This window comes from Nitrobacter sp. 62-23, assembly GCF_001897285.1.
GTDB lineage: Bacteria > Pseudomonadota > Alphaproteobacteria > Rhizobiales > Xanthobacteraceae > Nitrobacter.
Genome location: NZ_MKSM01000132.1, coordinates 1 through 20,314, shown reverse-complemented (window position 1 = coordinate 20,314; position 20,314 = coordinate 1). Strand labels below are relative to the sequence as shown.

Sequence of the window (20,314 nt, the reverse complement as noted above, 5' to 3'; positions counted from 1 at the left end):
GCCGCAATGATCGCCGCACGCCGCTGTGCCGCGCGGGCCGCACGGTTCGGAGGCTTGGCCGCCTTGCCAGTCTGTGCAGAGGCCGCGCCATTACCCGCGGCAGATCGGCCATTGGCAGAGTTCGCGGTCGCGGGCTTTCGCCGTTCGGGTTTTACAGCTTTCATGAGATTTAATATGACTGACTGGTCAGTCATATTAAAGACGAAACTCTACGCTCGACGGTCAATCCCTCGTGAGATCCACGTCATCTATCTGAAATATCGTGAAATCTAAGAATTTCGACGGATATGGAGCGCGCAGCGCCCTTGGATCTGAAAACCCCGACGATCAGTTCCCCTGCGCAGCCATCAGCGCCTGGGGCGTATCGATGTCGAGGAACGCGCCCTGATCTTCAACCGCGACTTCCGCAACGACCTCCGTGTGCTGCGCGATCAGATTGCGCGCGCCGACATCGCCTTCGAGCAACATCAGCTCGCCGAAGAAACGCCGTGACCACAGCACGGGATTGCCGCGGCTGCCATCGCTGACCGGGACCGCGATCAGCATGCCGCGATCCGGCGCGAAGGCCGCGATCAGCCGATCGAGGAGACGCGCATCGATCAGCGGCATGTCGCCGAGGCAGATCAAGGCGCCCCCCGCCTCTTTCGGAGCCACGCCAATGCCGGCCTTGAGCGAACTGGCCAACCCCGTGGGAAAATCCGGATTGTACACGAACGTGACGTTCAGCCCGCGCAGCGCGCGCTCGACTTCCGCGGCCTGATAGCCGGTGACGACGGTCACGCTTGATACTTTCGACGCCAGCACCTGCTCAGCCACGACGCGAACCAGCGGCTTGCCATGCAGCTCCGCCAGCAATTTGTTGGAACCGCCCATGCGGGTCGAACGCCCGGCCGCCAGGATCACCGCTGCGATATTGTTGTTGCTGTCGGCCTCAGGCGAGATACGCGGTTGCGGCCGCGTCACGATTTCCATCAGCAGGCCGCCGACCCCCATCCCCGTCAGGTCGCGTCGGGCGACCTTCAATCCGGCGAGCAGGCGCATCAGCACCCAATCGAAGCCGTTCTCAACGGGAGAGCGCGCACAACCCGGCGCGCCCAGCACCGGCACGCCGCGCGCTTTTCCGATCAGAAGCAGGTTACCGGGATCGACCGGCATGCCGAAGTGCTCGATCACGCCGCCGGCGGCGGTGAGAGCCGCGGGAATGACATCGCGGCGATCGGCGATCGCGGATGCGCCGAACACAATGACCAGTTCGGCGCCGAGATCGAGCACCTCCTTGATCGCAGCCGACAGCACCGCCTGATCGTGCGGCACCCGCCGCTCGGCGATCATCGTCGCGCCGGCGGGCGCAAGCCGATCGGCGGTCACGCGCAGGGTCTTTTCAATCACCTTCGGCGCCAGGCCGGGAAGGATGGTGGAAACGACGCCGACACGCTTGATGCAATAAGGCGCGACGCGCAAAACGTCGCGGCGCGCTGCCGCAACCGCCGCATCGCGCAGCTTCGCCTGGACGCCGAACGGAATCAGCTTGACGGTGGCGATCATCTCGCCTTCGACCACCGGCTTGTAGGCGGGAAGCGTGGCAAACGTGATGGCTTCGTCGACATTGTTGATGCGATTGACCGCCGCGCGATCGATCACCAGCACGCCGGCCCGCGCCGCAAACAGGTTGGCGCGGCCGGTGAAGGCCCGCTCGACTGTGACGCCCTCGCCGGCGACAGCTCTCGCGACATCCGACGCCGCCTCGTCCTCGGACACATCGCCGTCCTCAAGGCGGACGACGACGACTTCCTTCACGCCCGCCCTGTTCAGAGCCTCGACCTCCACGGGCCCGATGGTGGTGCCTTTCTTGAGCACGAACGCGCCCTGACGCAGGGTATGAACGGTGACCCCGCCGATCGCATCGTCCGGGGTAGCAGGACCAAATTTCATGCCGCGCTCGCTTTCGGCAGCCGTAGCTGCGCCGTAATTTCCGCCATGATGGCCACCGCGATCTCGGAAGGCGAAATGGCGCCGATCTCCAGCCCGATCGGCGCATGGATGCGCGCAATGCCGGCATCGGAAGCCCCCTGCGCCTTTAATCGCTCAGTGCGCCTTTCGTGGGTTTTCGGCGAGCCCAGCGCACCGATGTAAAAGCAATCGCGCCCAAGGGCGTGCAGCAGCGCCGGATCATCGATTTTGGGGTCGTGGGTCAGCGCGACAAAGGCGGTATAGCGATCGACGTCGAGCGGCGGCAGCGCGACGTCCGGCCATTCGGCGATCAGCGGCACGTCCGGAAACCGCTCCGGACTCGCAAACGCCGTGCGCGGATCGACCACCGTGACATCATAGCCGAGCGACCGCGCGAGAGGTGCCAGCGCCTGACTGATATGGACCGCCCCGACGATCACAAGCCTCGCCGTCGGCGCATAGACGTTCAGAAACAGCTTCCGGCCACCGATTTCGACCGTTCCGCTCTTGCCCATGCGCAGGTGTCTGTCCAGCTCCGCATGCAGTGGATCACCGGCAAGATCGGCCGCCTTGACGATACGCTGCTCGCCGTTGGCGATATCGGTCACCACGATCACCGGCCGCCGCGCGGCCCGCTCCCTGTTGATCTCTGCGAGCGTGGCAAGTTTCATGTCACGCTCAGCCGACTTTCTCGACAAACACACGGATGGTGCCGCCGCAGGACAGTCCGACCTTCCACGCCGCATCGTCAGCCACGCCGAACTCCAGCATCCTGGGCGTGCCGCTGGCGATCACATCCAGCGCCTCGGTCACCACGGCGCCTTCGACGCAGCCGCCAGAGACCGAGCCAAGAAACGTGCCGTCATCGTTGACGACGAGGCTCGAACCGGCGGGACGCGGGGCCGATCCCCAGGTCTCGACCACCGTCGCGAGCGCGACGCCGTGGCCGGCTTTCCGCCAGTCCTCGGCCGCCTTCAGAATATCCTCGTCGCGATCGAGCATGGCGGATGACTCTAGTCAGGCTGCGGGGCGGAGGAGATCACGGCGACGCGGTACCGGCGCCGGGGACAGCGCGGCCATCAGCCCCTTGATAGACGACAAATTATGCACCGGACGAAATTCGTCAACGTGCGGCAGCATCAATTTAATTCCTTGCGCCTTCGGTTCAAAGCCATCATAGCGCAATAGCGGGTTGAGCCAGATCAGCCGCCTGCAGGAGCGGTGCAGCCGGTCCATCTCGAACGCCAGTCTGGAGTCGGCCTCACGCTCCAGCCCGTCGGTGATCAACAGCACGATTGCGCCCTGCGCCAGCACGCGCCGGCCCCACAGCTTGTTGAAACTATGCAACGAGGTCGCGATCCGCGTTCCGCCGGCCCAGTCCTCGACCGCGGACGAGCAGGCTGCCAGCGCCTCGTCCGGGTCGCGTGTCCGCAGCGCGCGGGTCACGTTGGTCAGCCGCGTCCCGAACAGAAAGACCGAGACGCGCTTGCGCGCATCGGTGATGGCATGGAGGAAATGCAGGAACAGCCGGGTATATTCGCTCATGGAGCCCGATATATCGAGCAGCGCCACGATCGGAGCCGGCTTGTCGACGAGGCCAAGGCGATGGATATCGACGATATCGCCACCGGTCCGCAGGCTACCGCGCAGCGTCCGGCGCAGGTCGAGCCGCAGCCCGCGGTGATCGGGCCGGGTGCGCCGGGTGCGAAGCTCCGCCTGCGGCAGCCTCATCTTCGCGATAACCTGCGTGACTTCGGCGATCTCTGCCGCGCTCATCTGGGCAAAGTCTTTTTTCTGCAGCACCTCGCGGTCGGAGACGGAGAGCCGGATCTCCCGCTCATCCGACACCTCACCCTCGCCGGCGGTCGCCGGCTGCGCCAGCGCCTCGTGAACGCGCCGCGCGGCCGGCGGCGGCGACTTCCTTGCCTGAACCGGCAGCGCAACCGAATCCAGCATGCTCTTCCATTCCTCCGCAGCACGAAAGAACAGATCGAAGACCTGAGCGAAGATCAGCGCATGATCGCGGCGCGTCACGAAAACCGATTCAAGCGTAGTGAAGACATCCGCGCGCTTTCCAATGTCGATCAAGCGCAAGGCGTTCAATGCGTCGATCACAGCGCCCGGCCCGACCGGAAGGCCCGTGGCGCGCAGCGTGCGCGCAAAGCCGACGACGTTGTCCGCGATCTGTCCGGTCGGCGGATCAAGATGATTGATGGCCATGCGGTCCCGCTCTATCGATCGCCGTTCGCTTCCTTCAACACCTTCTGCAAGGCTTCGCCCTGCATCCGGCCGATGTCGTCCTGATATTTCAGGAGCGCGCCCACGGTGTCGCCGACAACCTGCGGCGTCAGCGACCGCGCGTCGAGTTCGGTCAGCGCCGTCGCCCAGTCGATAGTCTCGGCGACGCCCGGATTCTTGTAGAGATCCTGATTGCGCAGCGCCTGCACAAAATCGACCACCTGCTGCGACAGCTTCGCGGAAATGCCCGGCACCCGCGATTTGACGATCGCGAGTTCCCGCTCGGCCGAGGGATAATCGATCCAGTGATAGAGGCACCGCCGCTTCAATGCGTCATGAATCTCGCGGGTCCGGTTTGAGGTCGCGATGACGATAGGCGGCGTCGACGCCTTGACGGTGCCGAATTCGGGAATCGTCACCTGGAAGTCACTGAGGATTTCCAGAAGATAGGCCTCGAAAGCCTCGTCGGCGCGATCAAGCTCGTCGATCAGCAGCACCGGCGGGCCGGCGACATCCGGCTCCAGCGCCTGAAGCAGCGGCCGTTTGATCAGATATCTTTCCGCAAAGATGTCGCTGGACAACTGCTCGCGATCGGTGTCGCCGGCTGCTTCCGCGAGCCGGATCGCAATCATTTGCGCGGCGCTGTTCCACTCGTAGACGGCGGACGCGATATCAAGTCCCTCGTAGCATTGCAGCCGGATCAGTCTGCGTCCTAATGCGGCCGACAGCACTTTCGCGATCTCGGTCTTGCCGACGCCGGCCTCACCTTCGAGAAACAGCGGCCGACCCATGCGCAGCGACAGAAATACGACCGTCGCCAGTGAACGCTCGGCGAAATAGCGATGCTTCGCCAGCATATCGAGCGTCGCATCGACGGACGGCGGCAGTGCTGATGTCGTCATGAATGTCATGCCCTGCCGTTCGCGGCATCGACAGCACGCCGCGCAAGCACCCCGATCAGATGCGCGCGATAGGCCGCGCTGCCGTGCAGGTCGCTGTTGAGGCCCGTGGCCGGCACTGACAGTCCCTCAAGCGACTTCGACTTGAAGCTCTTCTTCAAGGCATCTTCGAAGGACGTCAGGCGGAAGACACCGTCTTCGCCGGCACCTGTGACCGCGACGCGCACATCCGACGGGCGCCTGGCGACGAACACGCCGACCAGCGCATAGCGCGAGGCCTGGTTGCGGAATTTCTGATAGGCCGCCTTCTTCGGCAGCGGAAACATCACCCGGGTGATGATCTCGTCGCTCTCCAGCGCGGTGGAAAACATTCCCTGGAAAAATTCCTCCGCCTTCAGGCGGCGCTTGTTGGTGACGATGGTGGCGCCGAGCGCCAGACAAGCCGCCGGATAATCGGCGGTCGGATCGTTGTTGGCGAGCGAGCCGCCGATGGTGCCCTTGTGGCGCACGGCCGGATCGCCGATCAGCGCGGCGAGTTCGGCCAGCGCCGGAATTGCCTCGCCAACGACCGGCGAGCCAGCGACGTCGGCGTGCTTGGCGGTCGCGCCGATCATGAGCGAGCGCCCCTTCATCTCGATGCCGTCGAGACCCTCGATGTGGGAGAGATCGATCAGGTGCGCCGGACTGGCGAGCCGTTGCTTCATGACCGGCAGCAGCGTGTGACCGCCGGCGATCAGCCTGGCGTCTTCGTTCCTGACAAGCAGGTTGGCGGCCTGCCGCACCGTCGCCGGTCGATGATATTTGAATTCGTACATGGCTCAGGTCCTCGGCATCATCGCACCGTGTCGTGACGCCGGACTCATGCAGGATCCGATTTCGCCATCGCCATGGCTCCGGCTGCAATCGATTTGACGATGTTCTGATAGCCGGTGCAGCGGCAGAGATTGCCCTCCAGTTCGTCGCGAATGGTTTGATCGTCGAGTTCGTAGCCCTTGCGATGGACCATATCGATCGCGGTCATGATCATGCCCGGGGTACAGAAGCCGCATTGCAAACCATGATGTTCGCGAAAGGCTTCCTGCATCGGATGCAACGGCGCGCCCTCCGCGGCGAGGCCCTCGATGGTCGTGACCTCGTGCCCGTCCGCCATGACCGCCAGCAGGGTGCAGGACTTCACGGCCTTGCCGTCGAGATGCACAACGCAAGCGCCGCATTGCGAGGTGTCGCATCCGACATGAGTGCCGGTCAGGCGCAGGTTTTCGCGCAGGAACTGCACCAGCAGCATGCGCGGGTCGATATTGGCGGCCGCCGGTTTGCCGTTCACGATCAGCGAAATCTTGGCCATCGGCGCTCTCTTTTTGGATCCGGTGCCGTATCCGAACAATCGTTTGCAAGGCCGCGCATGATATGGGCCATCCCGGTAATGAGCAACCTCGCGGACGTGCGGCAGTACGGCTATGACCACGCGAACCCTTCAGGCTCCCTGAACCGCCTTTATCCCTGAATAGCTTTGGCGAAGTTCGCGAAAAATTCGTCGGCGAGTTTCTTGGCGGTCCCGCCGATCAGCCGTTGCCCCAGTTGCGCCAGCTTGCCGCCGGTCTGCGCTTCCACATCGTATTTGAGCAGCGTGCCGCCGTCGTGATCAGTCAACACCACCGTCGCATCGCCTCTGGCGAAACCGGCGACGCCGCCCTCTCCTTCGCCCGAAATCCTGTACCCGTTCGGCGGGTCGAGATCGCTGAGCGTCACCTTGCCCTTGAAGCGGGCGGATACCGGGCCGACCTTCATCCTGGCGACAGCCTGAAATTCGCTCGCGTCGATCCTGGTCAATTCCTCGCAGCCGGGGATGCAGGCTTTCAGAACCTCGGGATCGTTGAGCCTGGCCCAGACCGCTTCGCGGGACGCCGGAAGTTGGACTTCGCCGTTCATCGTCATCGCCATGCGTTGCCTCCTCGGTCCGCGCGGGCCCTGTTCGAGGGCGGGCGCCTTTTCAGGTAAGCAAGGACGTTCATAAAAGAAAGAGGGTCGCGGCCGAAGGCGCCGTGCATGAGTATCGCGACGTGATTTCCGATGGTGAAACAGATCGCGCCAAACTAAAACGTTTGAACGTTGCGGGAGGATACACAATGCCCATGATCGATGCCGACGGCTGCCTGCTGAATGTCTCCGTCGAGGGGCGCGACGGCGGCCCGACCCTGATGCTGTCGCACGCGCTCGGCTGCACGATGCAGATGTGGGAGCCGCAGATTGCGCCGTTGTCGAAACTGTTCCGCATCATCCGCTACGACCGGCGCGGCCATGGCAAGTCCGGCGTGCCGCCCGGTCCCTATTCGATGGAGCGGTTCGGCCGCGACGTGCTGGCGATTCTGGATGATCTCAACATCGCCAAAACCCACTGGTGCGGATTGTCCATGGGCGGCATGGTCGGACAGTGGCTCGGAGCCAACGCGCCGGAGCGTTTCGAGCGCATCGTACTCTCCAATACCGGTTGCTATTATCCGGACCCGGCCAACTGGCACGCCCGCATCAAGGCAGTCAGGGACGGCGGCCTCAAAGCGATCGCCGACACCGTGATCAGCGGCTGGCTGACGGCGGATTTTCGCGAGCGCGAGCCGCACGCCGCGGAGAAACTGAAGGCCATGCTGAGCGCCTCACCGCCGGAGGGCTACATCGCCTGCTGCGAGGCACTGAGCACGCTGGACCAGCGCGCCCTGCTGCCGCGGATCAAGAGCCCCACGCTCGTCATCGCCGGCCGGCACGACAAGTCGACGCCCATCGCTGGCGCGGAATACATCCGCAGCCAGATTCCCGGCGCCAGCATGACCATCCTCGACGCCGCGCACATCTCCAATGTCGAGCAATCGCACGCCTTCACCGAAGCCGTGGCCGGCTTCCTGATGCAACGATAATATGCCCAGGCGCGATGCGGCGTTTTCGCGCCGCTTCGCAGAGCCGGACCGCAATGCGACCGTTCAGGAACCCGGATTGCCGAACGGATAGATGTCCGGCTGCGGGGGCCATTGTCGCACCGGCGGCGGATCGCGCTGAAACGGCGGCTCGATCGCCATCAGGATCGCGCCCCCGACCAGCAACAGCAGTTCGGTCGCGTGCAGACGCAGCGCCGCCATTTCGCCGACCCGTGACGCCATCACCATGCTGCCGAATGTGATGAGGCTGCCGATACCGAGCGCCAGCGCCAGCGCCTCGTCGCAGCCGCCGGATTTCCGGATCGAGGCGCGCATCGTCATCATCAAAAACACCGCGAAGAACGCGACCACGGTGATCTTGCCAAGCGCAAGAAGCCAGGCCATCCGCACCAAGCTGACCATCGCAAAATTCACGTGGTCGCTGAGAAACAGCGCCACCGAAATGTTCGGAAGGTCATAAAGCCCGTGTACCGGCGATATCATGATGTTGAACGCCACCATGGTCCATGCCGGGATGAAATAGAGCGCCAGCAATGCACCGTTGACCGTGCTGATCCGCCAGGAATTCGTCGCCATGCCGCCATCCCGCTTCTGTATGGCCGCGCCGTTATCTGGCGCGGCCTTGGCGGCGAGGTAACGCCCGTAAACTCGGGCGGACAATTGAAACCCTTTATTTACCTTAATCGGCCCCTCCGTCCTGTGGACAACATGACGCTGCGCGGGAAGCGCCGCCTCCGTTGCGGGAGTTTTGAGGGCCTCGGAAACTTCCGGTTGAGGCTGATCGACCCTGTTTTGCGGCTGCCCACCCGCCGCCCGGAACTTGCAAGTGCGCGTAAGGGCGCCGGACGCCCGATATAGGACCCATGGTTGCCGCACCCTGTCGCCACTGTTAGACATTGATTCAAGACGCGCCGGTCCGGCTGCCGGACCCATCACCGCGTCTGATCTGGCCGCGTTCGGGGACACGCAACGGCAGCGCATGGATTATTTCGCCCAGCAACTGATCAACGGCCTCGTGCTCGGCTCGATCTACGGCCTGATCGCGATCGGCTACACGATGGTTTACGGCATCGTCGGCATGATCAATTTCGCTCACGGCGACATCTTCATGATCGGCGGCTTCATCGCGCTCATTACTTTCCTGATCCTGGTATCGATGGGGCTCTCCGCCGTGCCCCTGATCCTGCTCATTGTGCTGCTGGTCTCGATGGCGGTCACCGCCGTCTATGGCTGGGTCGTCGAACGCGTCGCCTACAGGCCACTGCGGCACTCGTTCCGGCTTGCGCCGCTGCTGTCGGCGATCGGCATGTCGTTCGTGCTGTCGAATTTTTCACAGGTGACGCAGGGCGCGCAGGTCAAGCCGATCCCGCCGCTCATTACCGGCGGCCACACCCTGCACGATTCCGGCAACTTCGCGGTGCAACTGTCCAACATCCAGATCGTGGTGGTGGTCACCACCATCGTGCTGCTCGCGATCTTCAGCTACATGGTGTCGCGCACCCGCTTCGGCCGCGACATGCGCGCCTGCGAGCAGGACCAGACCATGGCGGCGCTGCTCGGCGTCGACGTCGACCGCACCATCTCGATGACCTTCGTGATCGGGGCAGCGCTCGCCGCCGTCGCCGGCATGATGTACCTGCTCTATTATGGCCTCGTCGATTTCTTCATGGGTTTCGTCGCGGGCATCAAGGCTTTCACGGCGGCGGTGCTCGGCGGCATCGGCTCGCTGCCGGGCGCGATGCTCGGCGGCCTGGCGATCGGCCTGATCGAGACGTTCTGGTCGGCATACTTTTCCGTCGAATACAAGGACGTCGCCGCATTCTCGATTCTCATCGTCGTGCTGATCTTCATGCCGACCGGCCTGCTTGGCCGTCCCGAAGTCGAAAAAGTCTGACGGACCCGACGTGGCAGCGCCAGCTTCGACACAACACACCGTGGCGCGCGATCCGGCCATCGTCTTCATCCTGAAGAAATCGGTCATCAGCGCTTTCGTGGCGTTGATCCTGTTTTCACTGATGGTCGGCGTCCGCACGTTTCCGGGCGAAACCGGGCAACTGACCTACACGACGCGCTTCGGCGAACTGGCCTCGATAGTCGCCATCGTCTTTGGCGGCAGCATCGTCCTCGAATTGCTTCGACGCTGGATCGGACCGGTCGGTGGCATCGAACTGCCGGCAACCGTGCGCCATGTAGTCTCGACGCTGGGCCGGTTGCTCGCGCCCGCACTTTTGATCTTCGCGCTGCTGGTGCCGGTGATCTTCTACAATCAACGCTACCTGCTCGATCTCAGCATTCTGGTGCTGACCTATGTCATGCTCGGCTGGGGCCTCAACATCGTCGTCGGCCTCGCCGGCCTGCTCGACCTCGGATACGTCGCATTCTATGCGGTCGGCGCGTACTCCTACGCGCTGCTGGCGCAAAGCGGTCTCCCCTTGCCGTATTTCATCAGCACCTACCCGTTTGTCGCGGTCGATTTCCTGCAACTCGGCGCGTGGGCATTCTGGGTGCTATTGCCGATCTCCGGGCTGCTCGCAGCGTGCTGGGGCGTGATGCTCGGCTTTCCGGTGCTGCGGCTGCGCGGCGACTATCTGGCCATCGTCACGCTCGCGTTCGGCGAGATCATCCGGCTCGTTATCATCAACTGGCAGGATCTCACCGGCGGCCCGAACGGCATCAGCGGCATTCCCCGTCCGACATTCTTCGGCATTCCGCTGACGCCGGGCGAAAACGGCTTTGCGGCGCTGATCGGCGTCCCGTTTTCTCCGACGCATCGCCTCGTGTTCCTGTTCTACCTGATCCTCGCGCTTGCGCTGCTCACCAACTGGGTCACCATCCGCCTGCGGCGGCTGCCGATCGGCCGCGCCTGGGAAGCGATGCGCGAGGATGAAGTCGCCTGCCGGGCGCTCGGCATCAACATCACCACGACAAAACTTTCTGCCTTCGCCATCGGCGCGATGTTCGGCGGTTTCGCCGGCGCGTTCTTCGCGACCCGCCAGGGCTTCATCAGCCCGGAATCCTTTACCTTCCAGGAATCGGCGCTGGTGCTCGCCATCGTCGTGCTCGGCGGGATGGGCTCGCAGCTCGGCGTAGCGCTCGCCGCGATCGCAATGATCGGCGGGTTTGAGCTGTTTCGCGGCCTCGATCAGTTCCGCATGCTGGTGTTCGGCGGCGTCATGGTGCTGCTGATGATCTGGCGGCCGCGCGGCCTGATCGGTCACCGCTCGCCGACCGTTTTTCTGGAGCACAACCGGGCGATCTCGTCGGACGTCGTCAAGGAAGGCCAGGGATGAACGGCGGCGACGACATCCTCGCCGTCGAGCACCTGTCGATGCGCTTCGGCGGTATCGTCGCGGTCAATGACCTGTCTTTCGCCGCGCGGCGAAACAGGATCACCGCGCTGATCGGGCCGAACGGCGCCGGCAAGACAACGGTCTTCAATTGCATCACCGGATTCTACAAGCCCAGTAGCGGCTCGATACGGCTCATGCCCGCTGGCGGGGGGATGATGCGCCTGGAGCGGCTGAACGACTTCCGGATTTCCAAGGTGGCGAAAGTCGCCCGCACCTTCCAGAACATCCGCCTGTTTCCGGGGATGACGGCGCTTGAGAACCTGATGGTGGCCCAGCACAACATGCTGATGCGCGCGTCGGGCTTCACGCTGCTCGGGTTGCTTGGCCTTCCGTCGTGGCGCATGGCGGAGCGCGACGCCATCGAGCGGGCGCGATCCTGGCTCGGTCGCATCGGCCTGCTTGCACGCGCCGATGACGCCGCCGGCAACCTGCCCTATGGCGACCAGCGCCGCCTCGAAATCGCGCGCGCGATGTGCACCGAGCCGGTACTGCTCTGCCTTGACGAGCCCGCCGCCGGGCTGAACGCGCGGGAAAGCGCGGCGCTCAACGAGCTCCTGCTGGCGATCCGTGCCGATTACGGCACCTCGATCCTGATGATCGAGCACGATATGTCGGTGGTCATGGAGATTTCGGATCACATCGTGGTGCTGGACTACGGTGTCAAGATCGCCGACGGCTCGCCCCGCGCCATCCGCGACGACCCCAAGGTGATCGCGGCCTATCTCGGCACCGACGAGGACACCGCCACCGCCGTCATCGAGGGCGACGCATGACGGCCTCCCGCAACGGGTTCCGGGGCGCGGAGGCCGTGCGATGAGCCAGCCGCTCCTCGCCATTTGCGGGCTCCGCGCCGCCTACGGGAAGATCGAGGCGCTGAAAGGCGTGGACCTCGTCATCAGGCCGGGCGAGATCGTGACGCTGATCGGCGCCAACGGCGCAGGCAAGTCTACGCTGATGATGACGATATTCGGCCGGCCCCGCGCCAAGGCCGGCAGCATCGCATTCGACGGTCGCGACATCACCGGAATGGCGACCCACGAGATCGCGCGCTTGCGCATCGCACAATCGCCCGAAGGACGACGGATTTTCCCGCGCATGAGCGTCGCCGAGAATCTGCAGATGGGCGCCGACGCAACCGACTCGGTGGGAAGCGATCGCGCCGCAAGCCTTGATCGCGTGCTGACGCTGTTTCCGCGCCTGAAGGAGCGAATGAACCAGCGCGGCGGCACGCTGTCCGGGGGCGAGCAGCAGATGCTGGCCATCGGCCGGGCGCTGATGGGCCGTCCGCGACTGCTGATGCTGGACGAGCCGTCTCTCGGGCTCGCGCCCCTGATCGCACGCCAGATTTTTGATGCGATCCGCAAGCTCAATCGCGAGGACGGCCTGACCGTTCTGGTGGTCGAGCAGAACGCCAACCATGCGCTGCGGCTGGCGCATCGCGGCTACGTCATGGTCAACGGCCTGATCACGCTCAGCGGAACCGGCGCTGAACTGCTGGCGCAGCCTGAAATCCGCGCGGCCTATCTGGAGGGCGGCAGGCAGACCTAGTGTCCCGATTCCGAAGTTCGTATACCCTTGCAGCAACCTCTGATGCGAACTTCGGAATCAAAGGGACACTAGAATCGGGTCGGATAGGATCACGTGCGGACGAGCGCGTTCACCGGAAAACCGCAACAGAACCCGGGTTCGAATGCGGCGGCCGCGTGTCGCGCAACATCAAATTGCCGATGACTTCGCCGCCGATTCAGCCGACAATGGCGTTGGTTCGCACCCTGCCGGACCCTCCGTCAAGATCACCGCGAGGATCACATGACACCCTTGAAGCTCATCGGCCTGGCCCTGGTGGCGTCACTCGCTCTGTCCACGGCCGCGTTCGCGCAGGACATCACCATCGCAGTGGCCGGCCCGATGACGGGCGGCGAATCCGCGTTCGGACGCCAGCTCAAGAACGGCGCCGAACAGGCGGTGGCGGACCTGAACGACGCCGGCGGCGTACTCGGCAAGAAACTCAGGCTGTTCGTCGGCGACGACGCCTGCGATCCGAAGCAGGCCCGCTCGGTTGCGGAGAAGATCGCGAGCCAGGGCATTCCGTTCGTTGCGGGCCACTACTGTTCGTCGTCCTCCATCCCGGCCTCGGAAGCCTATGCCGACGGCAACGTGCTGGAGATTACCCCGGCCACGACCAATCCGCTGTTCACCGAGCGCAACCTTTGGAACGTCGCCCGGGTTTGCGGTCGCGACGACCAGCAGGGCCAGGTCTCCGCCGAGTACATCCTCAAAAACTACCAGGGCAAGAACGTCGCCATTCTCAACGACAAGACGACCTATGGCAAAGGTCTCGCTGACGAAACCAAGAAGGTGCTCAACAAGGCCGGCTTCCAGGAGAAGATGTTCGAATCCTACAACAAGGGCGACAAGGATTTCAGCGCGATCGTCTCGCGCATGAAGCGCGACAATATCGACCTGGTCTTCGTGGGCGGCTATCATCAGGAAGCCGGCTTGATTGTGCGCCAGATGCGCGATCAAGGCATGAAGACCGTTCTGATGGCCGGCGACGCGCTGGCCGACAAGGAATTTGCCTCGATCACCGGGCCCGCCGCCGCGGGCACGCTGTTCACCTTCGGCCCCGATCCGCGCAAGAAGGCGGCGGCCAAGATGATCGTCGATCGTTTCAAGGCCAAGGGCGTCGACCCGGAGGGCTACACCCTCTACACCTATGCGGCGATGCAGGTGTGGGCGCAGGCGGCCGCCAAGGCCGGCACGACCGATCCGATGAAAGTGATGAAGGTTCTCAAGGCGGGCACGTGGGACACCGTGCTGGGCAAGCTCGCCTTCGACGAGAAGGGCGACATCAAGGCGATCGACTACGTCATCTACAAATGGGACGACAAAGGCAATTATGCCGAACTCGATCCCGGCAAAGGCACCTGACGGCCGCCACTTCTCCGCTCCTGCCGTCGTCCCCGCGAAAGCAGGGACCCATACGTCGAGGATTCGCGATACGAGGACAGCAAGCGTACCCGGCCTCGCAAAGTTAGGGGCTATAGTCCCAGCTTGCGCAGGGACGACGACACACGGCCCTCACAGCTATAGCGTTTTCGAGCGAAGTGGATACCGGTTCGCGTAAAGAAAACGCGTCAAATCAAGAGCCTAGAGTCTTTCACTGTTTCCATGAAACGGTGAAAGACTCTAAGAGCCTGTTTGAAACGTTTGCTTTGCTTTCCGGGTGTCCCGGTCCCGGGCGCGCTGCGGCACGAAGTGACGCCGCGCAGAATTGGGATCGTTGCAGAGAACCTCGCAAAGATCCCGGCTCAGCAGCGCAGCATTTCACGCTGCGCTGTGTCCGGGGAAAGGCCGGGAGATGCGCGGTGACTTTCCGAACAGACTCTAAGCTCACCCGAAATTCTGCAGCGCCGGAAAAGTCTCCAGCAGCCAGATGCTGACGTTCGATATCGTGCCGGTGAGAAACGCGATGCCGGTCAGCACCATCAGCACGCCGATCCCCCGCTCGATGGTGTTGAGATGGCGTTTCATGCGATTGAACAGCGAAGCAAACCGTTCGATCATGAACGCCGCCAGCAGGAACGGAATGCCGAGCCCCGCCGAATACACCGCAAGCAGCCCGGCTCCCTTCACGACCGTGGCCTCCGCCGCCGCGACCGACAGGATCGCTGCGAGGATCGGCCCGATGCAGGGCGTCCAGCCGAACGCGAAAGCGAGCCCCATCACATAGGCGCCCCACAACCCGACCGGCTTCGGCGCGGTGAGCCGTCCTTCGCGCATCAAGAATCCGATCCGCGTCAGTCCCAGGAAGTGCAGGCCCATGGCGATGATGACGATGCCGGCGACGATCGACAGTTGCGCCGACCAGGCCCGGATGAGGCTGCCGATGAAGCTGGCGCTGGCGCCGAGCGCGACGAAAACCGTCGAAAATCCCAGCACGAACGTCAACGCGGCCAGCATTACGGCCCGCTTCGAAGCCTTGGCCGTCTCGTCGTTGGAGACCTGCTCGATGGTCGCGCCGGTGAGATAGATCAGATAGGGAGGGACCAGCGGCAGGACACAGGGTGACAGGAAGCTGACAAGGCCCGCGACCAGCGCGGCGGGAATAGAAACGTCGTGAATCATGAGGCTACTTGCCCTGCGATGCCGTCCTGACGCAAGAGCTTCGCGTCCTTCCGACTGCGTTTGTGATCGAACCGTGATCGATTGACCTCGCCACGCACATGGCGTCATCTGGTGGCCAGCCGGTCTGTTGCGTCCTGAAACGAACTCCGAAAACCACACTAAAATTCATTGGCTTGCTGGTGTTCTTTCGAATCCGAAGTTCGCTCCAGAGGCGCCCGTTCGGTGAGGCGTACTTCAAATTCGAGGCGCCAGAGCGTGATCCCGAAACGTGGAAACCGGTTTTCGAAAAAAGATCATGCTCAAACAAAAAGATAAGCGACGGGTCTGATTTCAACGCCGTTGAAACAGACGCTAGTGGTCCGATTCTAACATTTGTATCCCGTTGCCGCAGGGAGTTCCTGCAAATGTTAGAATCAAAGGACCACTAGCAACTATCAGGTTTCTAGTGGAGTTTTGAATGTGACATTCGCCTGACAAGTTCGCTGCAAAGTGGGTAGCGAATGTCAAATTCACTCCACTAGCCCTTAAGAGGCCGAACCATGAAGAACCTGCTCACCGACATTCCCGGCGTTCGTGTCGGCCACGCTGACGATGCGGCGCTCGCCTCCGGCGTCACGGCGATCTTGTTCGATTCTCCAGCCGTCGCGGCGATGGACGTGCGCGGCGGCGGACCGGGCACGCGCGACAGCACCCTGCTCGATCCGGTCAACACCGTTGAACGGGTCGATGCCCTGGTGCTGTCAGGTGGGTCCGCTTTCGGGATCGAGGCAGGAGGCGGCGTTCAGGCCTGGCTCGCCGAGCGCGGGCGCGGCTTCGCGATCCGCGACGCCGTCGTCCCCATCGTGCCCGGCGCGGTGTGCTTTGATCTTTTGAACGGCGGCGACAAGCGTTGGGGCCGTTTTGCGCCCTATCGCGATCTCGGCTACGCCGCGGCGGCGGCGGCGGCAGACGACTTCCCGCTCGGCAGCATTGGCGCCGGACTGGGCGCCACTGTAGCCAATTTGAAGGGCGGTCTCGGATCGGCTTCAGCTACGACGGCAAGCGGCGTGCGGGTGGCGGCGCTGGCGGTGGTCAATGCCGTCGGCAGCGTCACGGTCGGCGACGGCCCCTGGTTCTGGGCCGCGCCATTTGAGTCCGACGGAGAATATGGCGGACGCGGACTGCCGTCATCGTTCACGCCGGACATGCTGACGATGCGATTGAAGGGCGGCCCGGCGGCAAGCGCGAGCGAAAACACCACGCTGGCCGTCGTCGTCACCGACGCCCTGCTCACCAAACCGCAGGCTCGACGGCTTGCGATCATCGCGCAGACCGGCTTCGCACGGGCGATCTATCCGGTGCACGCCCCGCTCGACGGCGATGTCGTATTTGCTGCTGCGACCGGAGCGAAGCCGATCGATCCGTTCATTGGATTGACCGAACTCGGCATGGTCGCAGCCAACACCGTGGCTCGCGCGATCGCACGCGGCGTCTACGAGGCCACTGCGCTGCCATTTCCGGACGCACTGCCGTCGTGGAAGGATCGGTTTGCGCGATAAAGAATTTTCCGCACGTCCGGAGGGCATGAACGGAGGGCGCGGCGACGGCGCGCAGGGTTTTTGCTTATGTAACGAGGTAATTGTTTAATGTATAATACGGATATATACTTGATATATCTATGTAATTTAAGGTTAGTTTCGAGTATAGCTTGAGGAGGAGAAGTAACCGGCCGATGTTCTCCCGGTGCGCGCTGTCGCGCATGTCAACAGTGGAGAAACGTCATGAAGAAGATCCTCGTTCTCGCCGCGGTCGCCAGCGCATTCATGAGCGCACCGGCCTTCGCCAAGGGCCAGGGCATCGGCATCGGCGCGAACGTGCTGACCGGCCGCGGCGGCGTGGTCGGCCTGCTCGACGGGCGTGGCGCGCTGGTTGTCAACACCGCGGTCACCACCGGCAAGAGCGGCGTGCTCGGCGCGGTGCTCGGCCGCAGCAATGTACTGGGCGGGCTGCTTGGCGGCGGATGCGGCTGCCACTGAACATCGATGGGAGCGGGCGGGGGCAACCTCGTCCGCACCCGCGATTACGCGCCCGAGCCTTTGTCCAACTCCGGCGGCCTCGCGGAAAAACGCTTCGTGATCGACGAGATGACAACAAGCCCGTTCGCATCATCGCCCGAGATCAGCGTTCCTTTCGCGTAAGCGATGTCGACGCCGAGCGTCAGGTCGCTGCCGATGTCGCGGGTCGCGCCGACACCGCAGGTCAGCGTGCGCGCATGGAACGGCGAGTCCAGATAGTCGGATGCCGCATAACCGACCGAAGCCGCCAGCGTCACCTTCGGTTCCAACGTCCAGGACACCTTCGCCGAATAGGCGGTATCAATGGTAATCGGCGAGATCGGAAACGTGGTTTCACCGGCGCGGCGCCACGCGGTCAGATCGATTTGAAAAGGCGCTGCGCGCCAGGTCAAACTTGCATCGAACAGGGTACGATCGACGTTGGTGAAATCCGGATCGTGCCACCTTCCGTATAACCGCGAGACCGAGACAAACGCGCTCACGGCGTCGCCTCGATATTTCGCAAACAGAAACGGCTGCACCCACTCGTTGTCGCGACGATAGCCGAACACATCGAACTCCTGCAGATAGCGTCGCACCGACAGGTTCACGGACGCACCGAGTTCGGACTTTCCGCTGACGAGACTGACGCCGGGGATCAGCGTGCCCCGCAGATATTGCTGCGGATCGGGAAGAAAATCCTGAAAGATCGCATTGGTCTGGTTCAGGCTTGAGCGGCCTCCTTCCGCGGTCGCGAACAGCTTGATCGATTTGTATCGGGCTTCAGCCCTCACCGACTGGATCAGATCGGTCGAACGCAGATTGTAGGTGCTGGTGTCGGCAATGGTCGATGTGGAATCCAGCTTGAGATCATCGTCGCCGATCGAACCGCGCAGGATCACCTTGCCGCCGCGTGAGGGCGTCAACAGCGGCCGGGCGTAGTGCGTCGTACTGGCTTCCGCAGCGACGCCCAGCGTATAGCCGTCGGCTTTCGTTCCGGCCGCCAATGCCGTGTCGGCAGCAACGAACGCGCTGCCACTGCCCTGCCCGGTCGAAAACAGCGGATTGGAATCGAAACCGCCGCGCAACCGGAACGACGCGGTGAAGTCGTCCTCGGCGAAGGCGTGGGAGCCGATGAGACAGAGGCAGCCGGCGAACAGAAATACTTGTGGTAGATACATACGCCCCTCGCAATACTTTTGCAGAGGAAACGATTACTTGGCGCGTATGGTTATCGGATCATGAAAATCGGCAGCGACTGCGCATTGGTACGGATGCGGCGAACCCAAGGCTACCATTGCGGGCCACAACAGCAACGGTTACCGGATTTCGACTGCCGCGCAGCTATCCCGGCCCGGCTTTCAGCTAGATGCTGAGCGAGAGCGATTGAGTAGCCGGCGCGGAGATCGCGCTGGCTTCGCCCCGGATCGCCTGCGCGACGAAATTATAGGAGGATGATGCGCTGGTTGACGACGACCGGGGCGCGAGCGTCGTCAGCGTCATGGTCGAACCATCGGCATAGGTCATTGACGTCGTAATCGAGCCGTCGCTGTTGGTCGTGGACGTCCTGGTCGCTCCGTCGAGTGCCTGCAACAGAGCGTCCATGTTGGGTTGCTTGCCGTCGCCAGCATGATGCGCGTGACGATGTCCGCCCGCGCCCTTCAGGACCGTGGACATCTCATCGAGGCTCACGGAGCCGTCGCCGTTCGTGTCCAGCTTGCCGAACACGTCGTCGGCCTGCGCCAGATTGGTGCCGCCGGCGCCGAGCGCACTTTCGAACTCGGATTTGCTGATCCGGCCGTCGCCGTTGCCATCGATCTGCGAGAACAGATCCTGCAACGCAGCGGAGGCGCTGGCGCTTGGGGCGCCCGGCGACTCCCCCTGTGCCGCAAGCAAGGCGCTCATGGTGGCCGGCGAGATGCAGGCTCCCGACCCGCAGCCCGATGAAGCCGCTGACCCCGTTGGGCTCGTGGCGCCGCTGACCGGATCGAATGACGCCGGTGCAGGCTGCCCGCCCCCGGTCTTGACCTTCGAGGAGGCCGACGACGCCAGCAATTGAAATGCTTCGATCGCCGACGACACGGCCCCCAAGGCAAACAGCATGGCCCAACTCCCGATCCGTGCCGCGCGCGGCGCAATCCCGTTCGGACATCAGTCGAGCAAATGCCGTGCCATCAGGAAACGCCGATAAACAGGGAATTTCCGCGCAACGCCCCGGCGAAACCAGGGCAGAACATGCCGCCCACGGCAGAACTTGCCGCCGCCTGCGCCACCGATCAGTCGATGCCGCGCATTGCCCCCGGGCGCGGCCCATGTTAGGCGAGGCTCTCTCAAGCCCCGCAGGAACTTTTCGGAAACGTTCATGTCCCAGACTTTTGCGCCGCGTCCTCTCGTCATCGCACCGTCTATCCTGGCTTCGGACTTCTCGAAGCTGGGCGAGGAGGTTCGCGCCGTCGATCAGGGGGGCGCCGACTGGATCCACCTCGACGTGATGGACGGCCATTTCGTGCCGAACATCTCCTACGGCCCCGATGTCATCAAGGCGATGCGCCCGTATACGAAGAAGATCTTCGACGCCCACCTGATGATATCGCCCTGTGATCCCTATCTCGAAGCCTTCGCCAAGGCGGGTTGCGACCACATCACGGTCCACGTCGAGGCGGGACCGCACCTGCATCGCTCGCTGCAGGCCATTCGCAACCTCGGCAAGAAGGCCGGAGTCACGCTCAATCCCGCGACGCCGCTCTCCACCATCGAATACGTGCTCGATATGGTCGATCTCGTGCTGG

At 63.3% G+C, this 20,314-nt stretch carries 21 protein-coding genes and 1 pseudogene; 9 read left to right on the top strand and 13 right to left on the bottom strand.

All coding sequences use genetic code 11. The features are described from left to right. The 9 genes and pseudogenes from BGO16_RS16160 to BGO16_RS16120 form a co-directional block, all read right to left on the bottom strand. Nucleotides 1–164, bottom strand: a pseudogene (locus BGO16_RS16160) (TetR family transcriptional regulator); the annotation flags it as partial. A 163-nt stretch (nucleotides 165–327) separates the two neighbouring features. Then, a complete protein-coding gene (locus tag BGO16_RS16155) occupies nucleotides 328–1,932 on the bottom strand; it encodes a molybdopterin-binding/glycosyltransferase family 2 protein (RefSeq protein WP_292620035.1) in 1,605 nt (534 codons plus the stop codon). Next, nucleotides 1,929–2,621: an XdhC family protein gene (locus BGO16_RS16150; protein ID WP_292620033.1), complete on the bottom strand. Its 693-nt coding sequence runs from the start codon at nucleotides 2,619–2,621 to the stop codon at nucleotides 1,929–1,931. Before BGO16_RS16150 ends, BGO16_RS16155 begins: the two co-directional genes overlap by 4 nt. A gap of 7 nt (nucleotides 2,622–2,628) precedes the next feature. Further along, nucleotides 2,629–2,952 (bottom strand): XdhC family protein, encoded by a 324-nt coding sequence (locus BGO16_RS16145; protein WP_292620032.1) that lies wholly within the window; start codon nucleotides 2,950–2,952, stop codon nucleotides 2,629–2,631. 15 nt (nucleotides 2,953–2,967) lie between these two features. Then, nucleotides 2,968–4,170: a VWA domain-containing protein gene (locus BGO16_RS16140; protein ID WP_292620030.1), complete on the bottom strand. Its 1,203-nt coding sequence runs from the start codon at nucleotides 4,168–4,170 to the stop codon at nucleotides 2,968–2,970. 11 nt (nucleotides 4,171–4,181) lie between these two features. Further along, on the bottom strand, nucleotides 4,182–5,090 hold the full coding sequence (locus BGO16_RS16135; protein ID WP_292620028.1) for a MoxR family ATPase: 909 nt from the start codon (nucleotides 5,088–5,090) through the stop codon (nucleotides 4,182–4,184). A gap of 5 nt (nucleotides 5,091–5,095) precedes the next feature. Continuing rightward, on the bottom strand, nucleotides 5,096–5,902 hold the full coding sequence (locus BGO16_RS16130; RefSeq protein ID WP_292620027.1) for a xanthine dehydrogenase family protein subunit M: 807 nt from the start codon (nucleotides 5,900–5,902) through the stop codon (nucleotides 5,096–5,098). 44 nt (nucleotides 5,903–5,946) lie between these two features. Beyond that, a complete protein-coding gene (locus BGO16_RS16125) occupies nucleotides 5,947–6,432 on the bottom strand; it encodes a (2Fe-2S)-binding protein (protein WP_292620026.1) in 486 nt (161 codons plus the stop codon). A 149-nt stretch (nucleotides 6,433–6,581) separates the two neighbouring features. Then, on the bottom strand, nucleotides 6,582–7,028 hold the full coding sequence (locus tag BGO16_RS16120; protein ID WP_292620025.1) for a carbon monoxide dehydrogenase subunit G: 447 nt from the start codon (nucleotides 7,026–7,028) through the stop codon (nucleotides 6,582–6,584). Between the two features lie 185 nt (nucleotides 7,029–7,213). Here BGO16_RS16120 and pcaD point away from each other — a divergent pair, with 185 nt between their 5' ends. Next, on the top strand, nucleotides 7,214–7,996 hold the full coding sequence (gene pcaD / locus BGO16_RS16115) for a 3-oxoadipate enol-lactonase (RefSeq protein ID WP_292620024.1): 783 nt from the start codon (nucleotides 7,214–7,216) through the stop codon (nucleotides 7,994–7,996). A 63-nt stretch (nucleotides 7,997–8,059) separates the two neighbouring features. Here pcaD and BGO16_RS16110 read toward each other — a convergent pair whose 3' ends face one another. Next, nucleotides 8,060–8,590: a hypothetical protein gene (locus BGO16_RS16110; RefSeq protein WP_292620053.1), complete on the bottom strand. Its 531-nt coding sequence runs from the start codon at nucleotides 8,588–8,590 to the stop codon at nucleotides 8,060–8,062. Between the two features lie 403 nt (nucleotides 8,591–8,993). On the opposite strand from BGO16_RS16110, the gene BGO16_RS16105 reads away from it, so the two are divergent. The 5 genes from BGO16_RS16105 (at nucleotide 8,994) to BGO16_RS16085 (ending at nucleotide 14,295) form a co-directional block, all read left to right on the top strand. Beyond that, entirely contained in the window at nucleotides 8,994–9,908 is a 915-nt protein-coding gene (locus BGO16_RS16105; RefSeq protein WP_292620023.1) for a branched-chain amino acid ABC transporter permease LivH, read from the top strand. A 10-nt stretch (nucleotides 9,909–9,918) separates the two neighbouring features. Further along, nucleotides 9,919–11,304, top strand: a complete 1,386-nt coding sequence (gene livM, locus BGO16_RS16100) for a high-affinity branched-chain amino acid ABC transporter permease LivM (RefSeq protein ID WP_292620022.1) — start codon at nucleotides 9,919–9,921, stop codon at nucleotides 11,302–11,304. Beyond that, nucleotides 11,301–12,137, top strand: a complete 837-nt coding sequence (locus tag BGO16_RS16095) for an ABC transporter ATP-binding protein (protein WP_292620021.1) — start codon at nucleotides 11,301–11,303, stop codon at nucleotides 12,135–12,137. The genes livM and BGO16_RS16095 overlap by 4 nt, the downstream gene beginning before the upstream one ends. A 40-nt stretch (nucleotides 12,138–12,177) precedes the next feature. Further along, the gene (locus BGO16_RS16090) at nucleotides 12,178–12,912 is read left to right on the top strand and encodes an ABC transporter ATP-binding protein (RefSeq protein ID WP_292620020.1); all 735 of its coding nucleotides are present in this window, start codon (nucleotides 12,178–12,180) and stop codon (nucleotides 12,910–12,912) included. Between the two features lie 261 nt (nucleotides 12,913–13,173). Next, a complete protein-coding gene (locus BGO16_RS16085; protein WP_292620018.1) occupies nucleotides 13,174–14,295 on the top strand; it encodes a branched-chain amino acid ABC transporter substrate-binding protein in 1,122 nt (373 codons plus the stop codon). Nucleotides 14,296–14,757: 462 nt separating this feature from the next. On the opposite strand, the gene BGO16_RS16080 is transcribed toward BGO16_RS16085, so the two are convergent. After that, entirely contained in the window at nucleotides 14,758–15,492 is a 735-nt protein-coding gene (locus BGO16_RS16080) for a cytochrome c biogenesis protein CcdA (protein ID WP_292620017.1), read from the bottom strand. A gap of 539 nt (nucleotides 15,493–16,031) precedes the next feature. Between BGO16_RS16080 and BGO16_RS16075 the strand changes: the two genes are divergently transcribed. Further along, nucleotides 16,032–17,030 (top strand): P1 family peptidase, encoded by a 999-nt coding sequence (locus BGO16_RS16075; RefSeq protein WP_292620016.1) that lies wholly within the window; start codon nucleotides 16,032–16,034, stop codon nucleotides 17,028–17,030. Nucleotides 17,031–17,252: 222 nt separating this feature from the next. Continuing rightward, entirely contained in the window at nucleotides 17,253–17,507 is a 255-nt protein-coding gene (locus BGO16_RS16070; RefSeq protein WP_292620015.1) for a hypothetical protein, read from the top strand. 44 nt (nucleotides 17,508–17,551) lie between these two features. Here the strand turns inward: BGO16_RS16070 and BGO16_RS16065 are convergent, their stop codons facing one another. Beyond that, complete coding sequence (locus BGO16_RS16065; RefSeq protein WP_292620014.1) at nucleotides 17,552–18,706, bottom strand: outer membrane beta-barrel protein; 1,155 nt, start codon at nucleotides 18,704–18,706, stop codon at nucleotides 17,552–17,554. Nucleotides 18,707–18,890: 184 nt separating this feature from the next. Continuing rightward, nucleotides 18,891–19,628 (bottom strand): EF-hand domain-containing protein, encoded by a 738-nt coding sequence (locus BGO16_RS16060; RefSeq protein ID WP_292620013.1) that lies wholly within the window; start codon nucleotides 19,626–19,628, stop codon nucleotides 18,891–18,893. A gap of 259 nt (nucleotides 19,629–19,887) precedes the next feature. Here BGO16_RS16060 and BGO16_RS16055 point away from each other — a divergent pair. Beyond that, on the top strand, nucleotides 19,888–20,314 hold a 427-nt coding region (locus BGO16_RS16055), incomplete at its 3' end, for a ribulose-phosphate 3-epimerase (RefSeq protein WP_292620012.1).

Excerpts from the sequence above, each read along its gene's own strand:
- BGO16_RS16155 (WP_292620035.1), bottom strand. The coding sequence starts at position 1,932 with ATGAAATTTGGTCCTGCTACCCCGGACGATGCGATCGGCGGGGTCACC.
- BGO16_RS16150 (WP_292620033.1), bottom strand. The coding sequence starts at position 2,621 with ATGAAACTTGCCACGCTCGCAGAGATCAACAGGGAGCGGGCCGCGCGG.
- BGO16_RS16145 (WP_292620032.1), bottom strand. The coding sequence starts at position 2,952 with ATGCTCGATCGCGACGAGGATATTCTGAAGGCGGCCGAGGACTGGCGG.
- BGO16_RS16140 (WP_292620030.1), bottom strand. The coding sequence starts at position 4,170 with ATGGCCATCAATCATCTTGATCCGCCGACCGGACAGATCGCGGACAAC.
- BGO16_RS16135 (WP_292620028.1), bottom strand. The coding sequence starts at position 5,090 with ATGACGACATCAGCACTGCCGCCGTCCGTCGATGCGACGCTCGATATG.
- BGO16_RS16130 (WP_292620027.1), bottom strand. The coding sequence starts at position 5,902 with ATGTACGAATTCAAATATCATCGACCGGCGACGGTGCGGCAGGCCGCC.
- BGO16_RS16125 (WP_292620026.1), bottom strand. The coding sequence starts at position 6,432 with ATGGCCAAGATTTCGCTGATCGTGAACGGCAAACCGGCGGCCGCCAAT.
- BGO16_RS16120 (WP_292620025.1), bottom strand. The coding sequence starts at position 7,028 with ATGGCGATGACGATGAACGGCGAAGTCCAACTTCCGGCGTCCCGCGAA.
- pcaD (WP_292620024.1), top strand. The coding sequence starts at position 7,214 with ATGCCCATGATCGATGCCGACGGCTGCCTGCTGAATGTCTCCGTCGAG.
- BGO16_RS16110 (WP_292620053.1), bottom strand. The coding sequence starts at position 8,590 with ATGGCGACGAATTCCTGGCGGATCAGCACGGTCAACGGTGCATTGCTG.
- BGO16_RS16105 (WP_292620023.1), top strand. The coding sequence starts at position 8,994 with ATGGATTATTTCGCCCAGCAACTGATCAACGGCCTCGTGCTCGGCTCG.
- BGO16_RS16095 (WP_292620021.1), top strand. The coding sequence starts at position 11,301 with ATGAACGGCGGCGACGACATCCTCGCCGTCGAGCACCTGTCGATGCGC.
- BGO16_RS16090 (WP_292620020.1), top strand. The coding sequence starts at position 12,178 with ATGAGCCAGCCGCTCCTCGCCATTTGCGGGCTCCGCGCCGCCTACGGG.
- BGO16_RS16085 (WP_292620018.1), top strand. The coding sequence starts at position 13,174 with ATGACACCCTTGAAGCTCATCGGCCTGGCCCTGGTGGCGTCACTCGCT.
- BGO16_RS16080 (WP_292620017.1), bottom strand. The coding sequence starts at position 15,492 with ATGATTCACGACGTTTCTATTCCCGCCGCGCTGGTCGCGGGCCTTGTC.
- BGO16_RS16075 (WP_292620016.1), top strand. The coding sequence starts at position 16,032 with ATGAAGAACCTGCTCACCGACATTCCCGGCGTTCGTGTCGGCCACGCT.
- BGO16_RS16070 (WP_292620015.1), top strand. The coding sequence starts at position 17,253 with ATGAAGAAGATCCTCGTTCTCGCCGCGGTCGCCAGCGCATTCATGAGC.
- BGO16_RS16065 (WP_292620014.1), bottom strand. The coding sequence starts at position 18,706 with ATGTATCTACCACAAGTATTTCTGTTCGCCGGCTGCCTCTGTCTCATC.
- BGO16_RS16060 (WP_292620013.1), bottom strand. The coding sequence starts at position 19,628 with ATGCTGTTTGCCTTGGGGGCCGTGTCGTCGGCGATCGAAGCATTTCAA.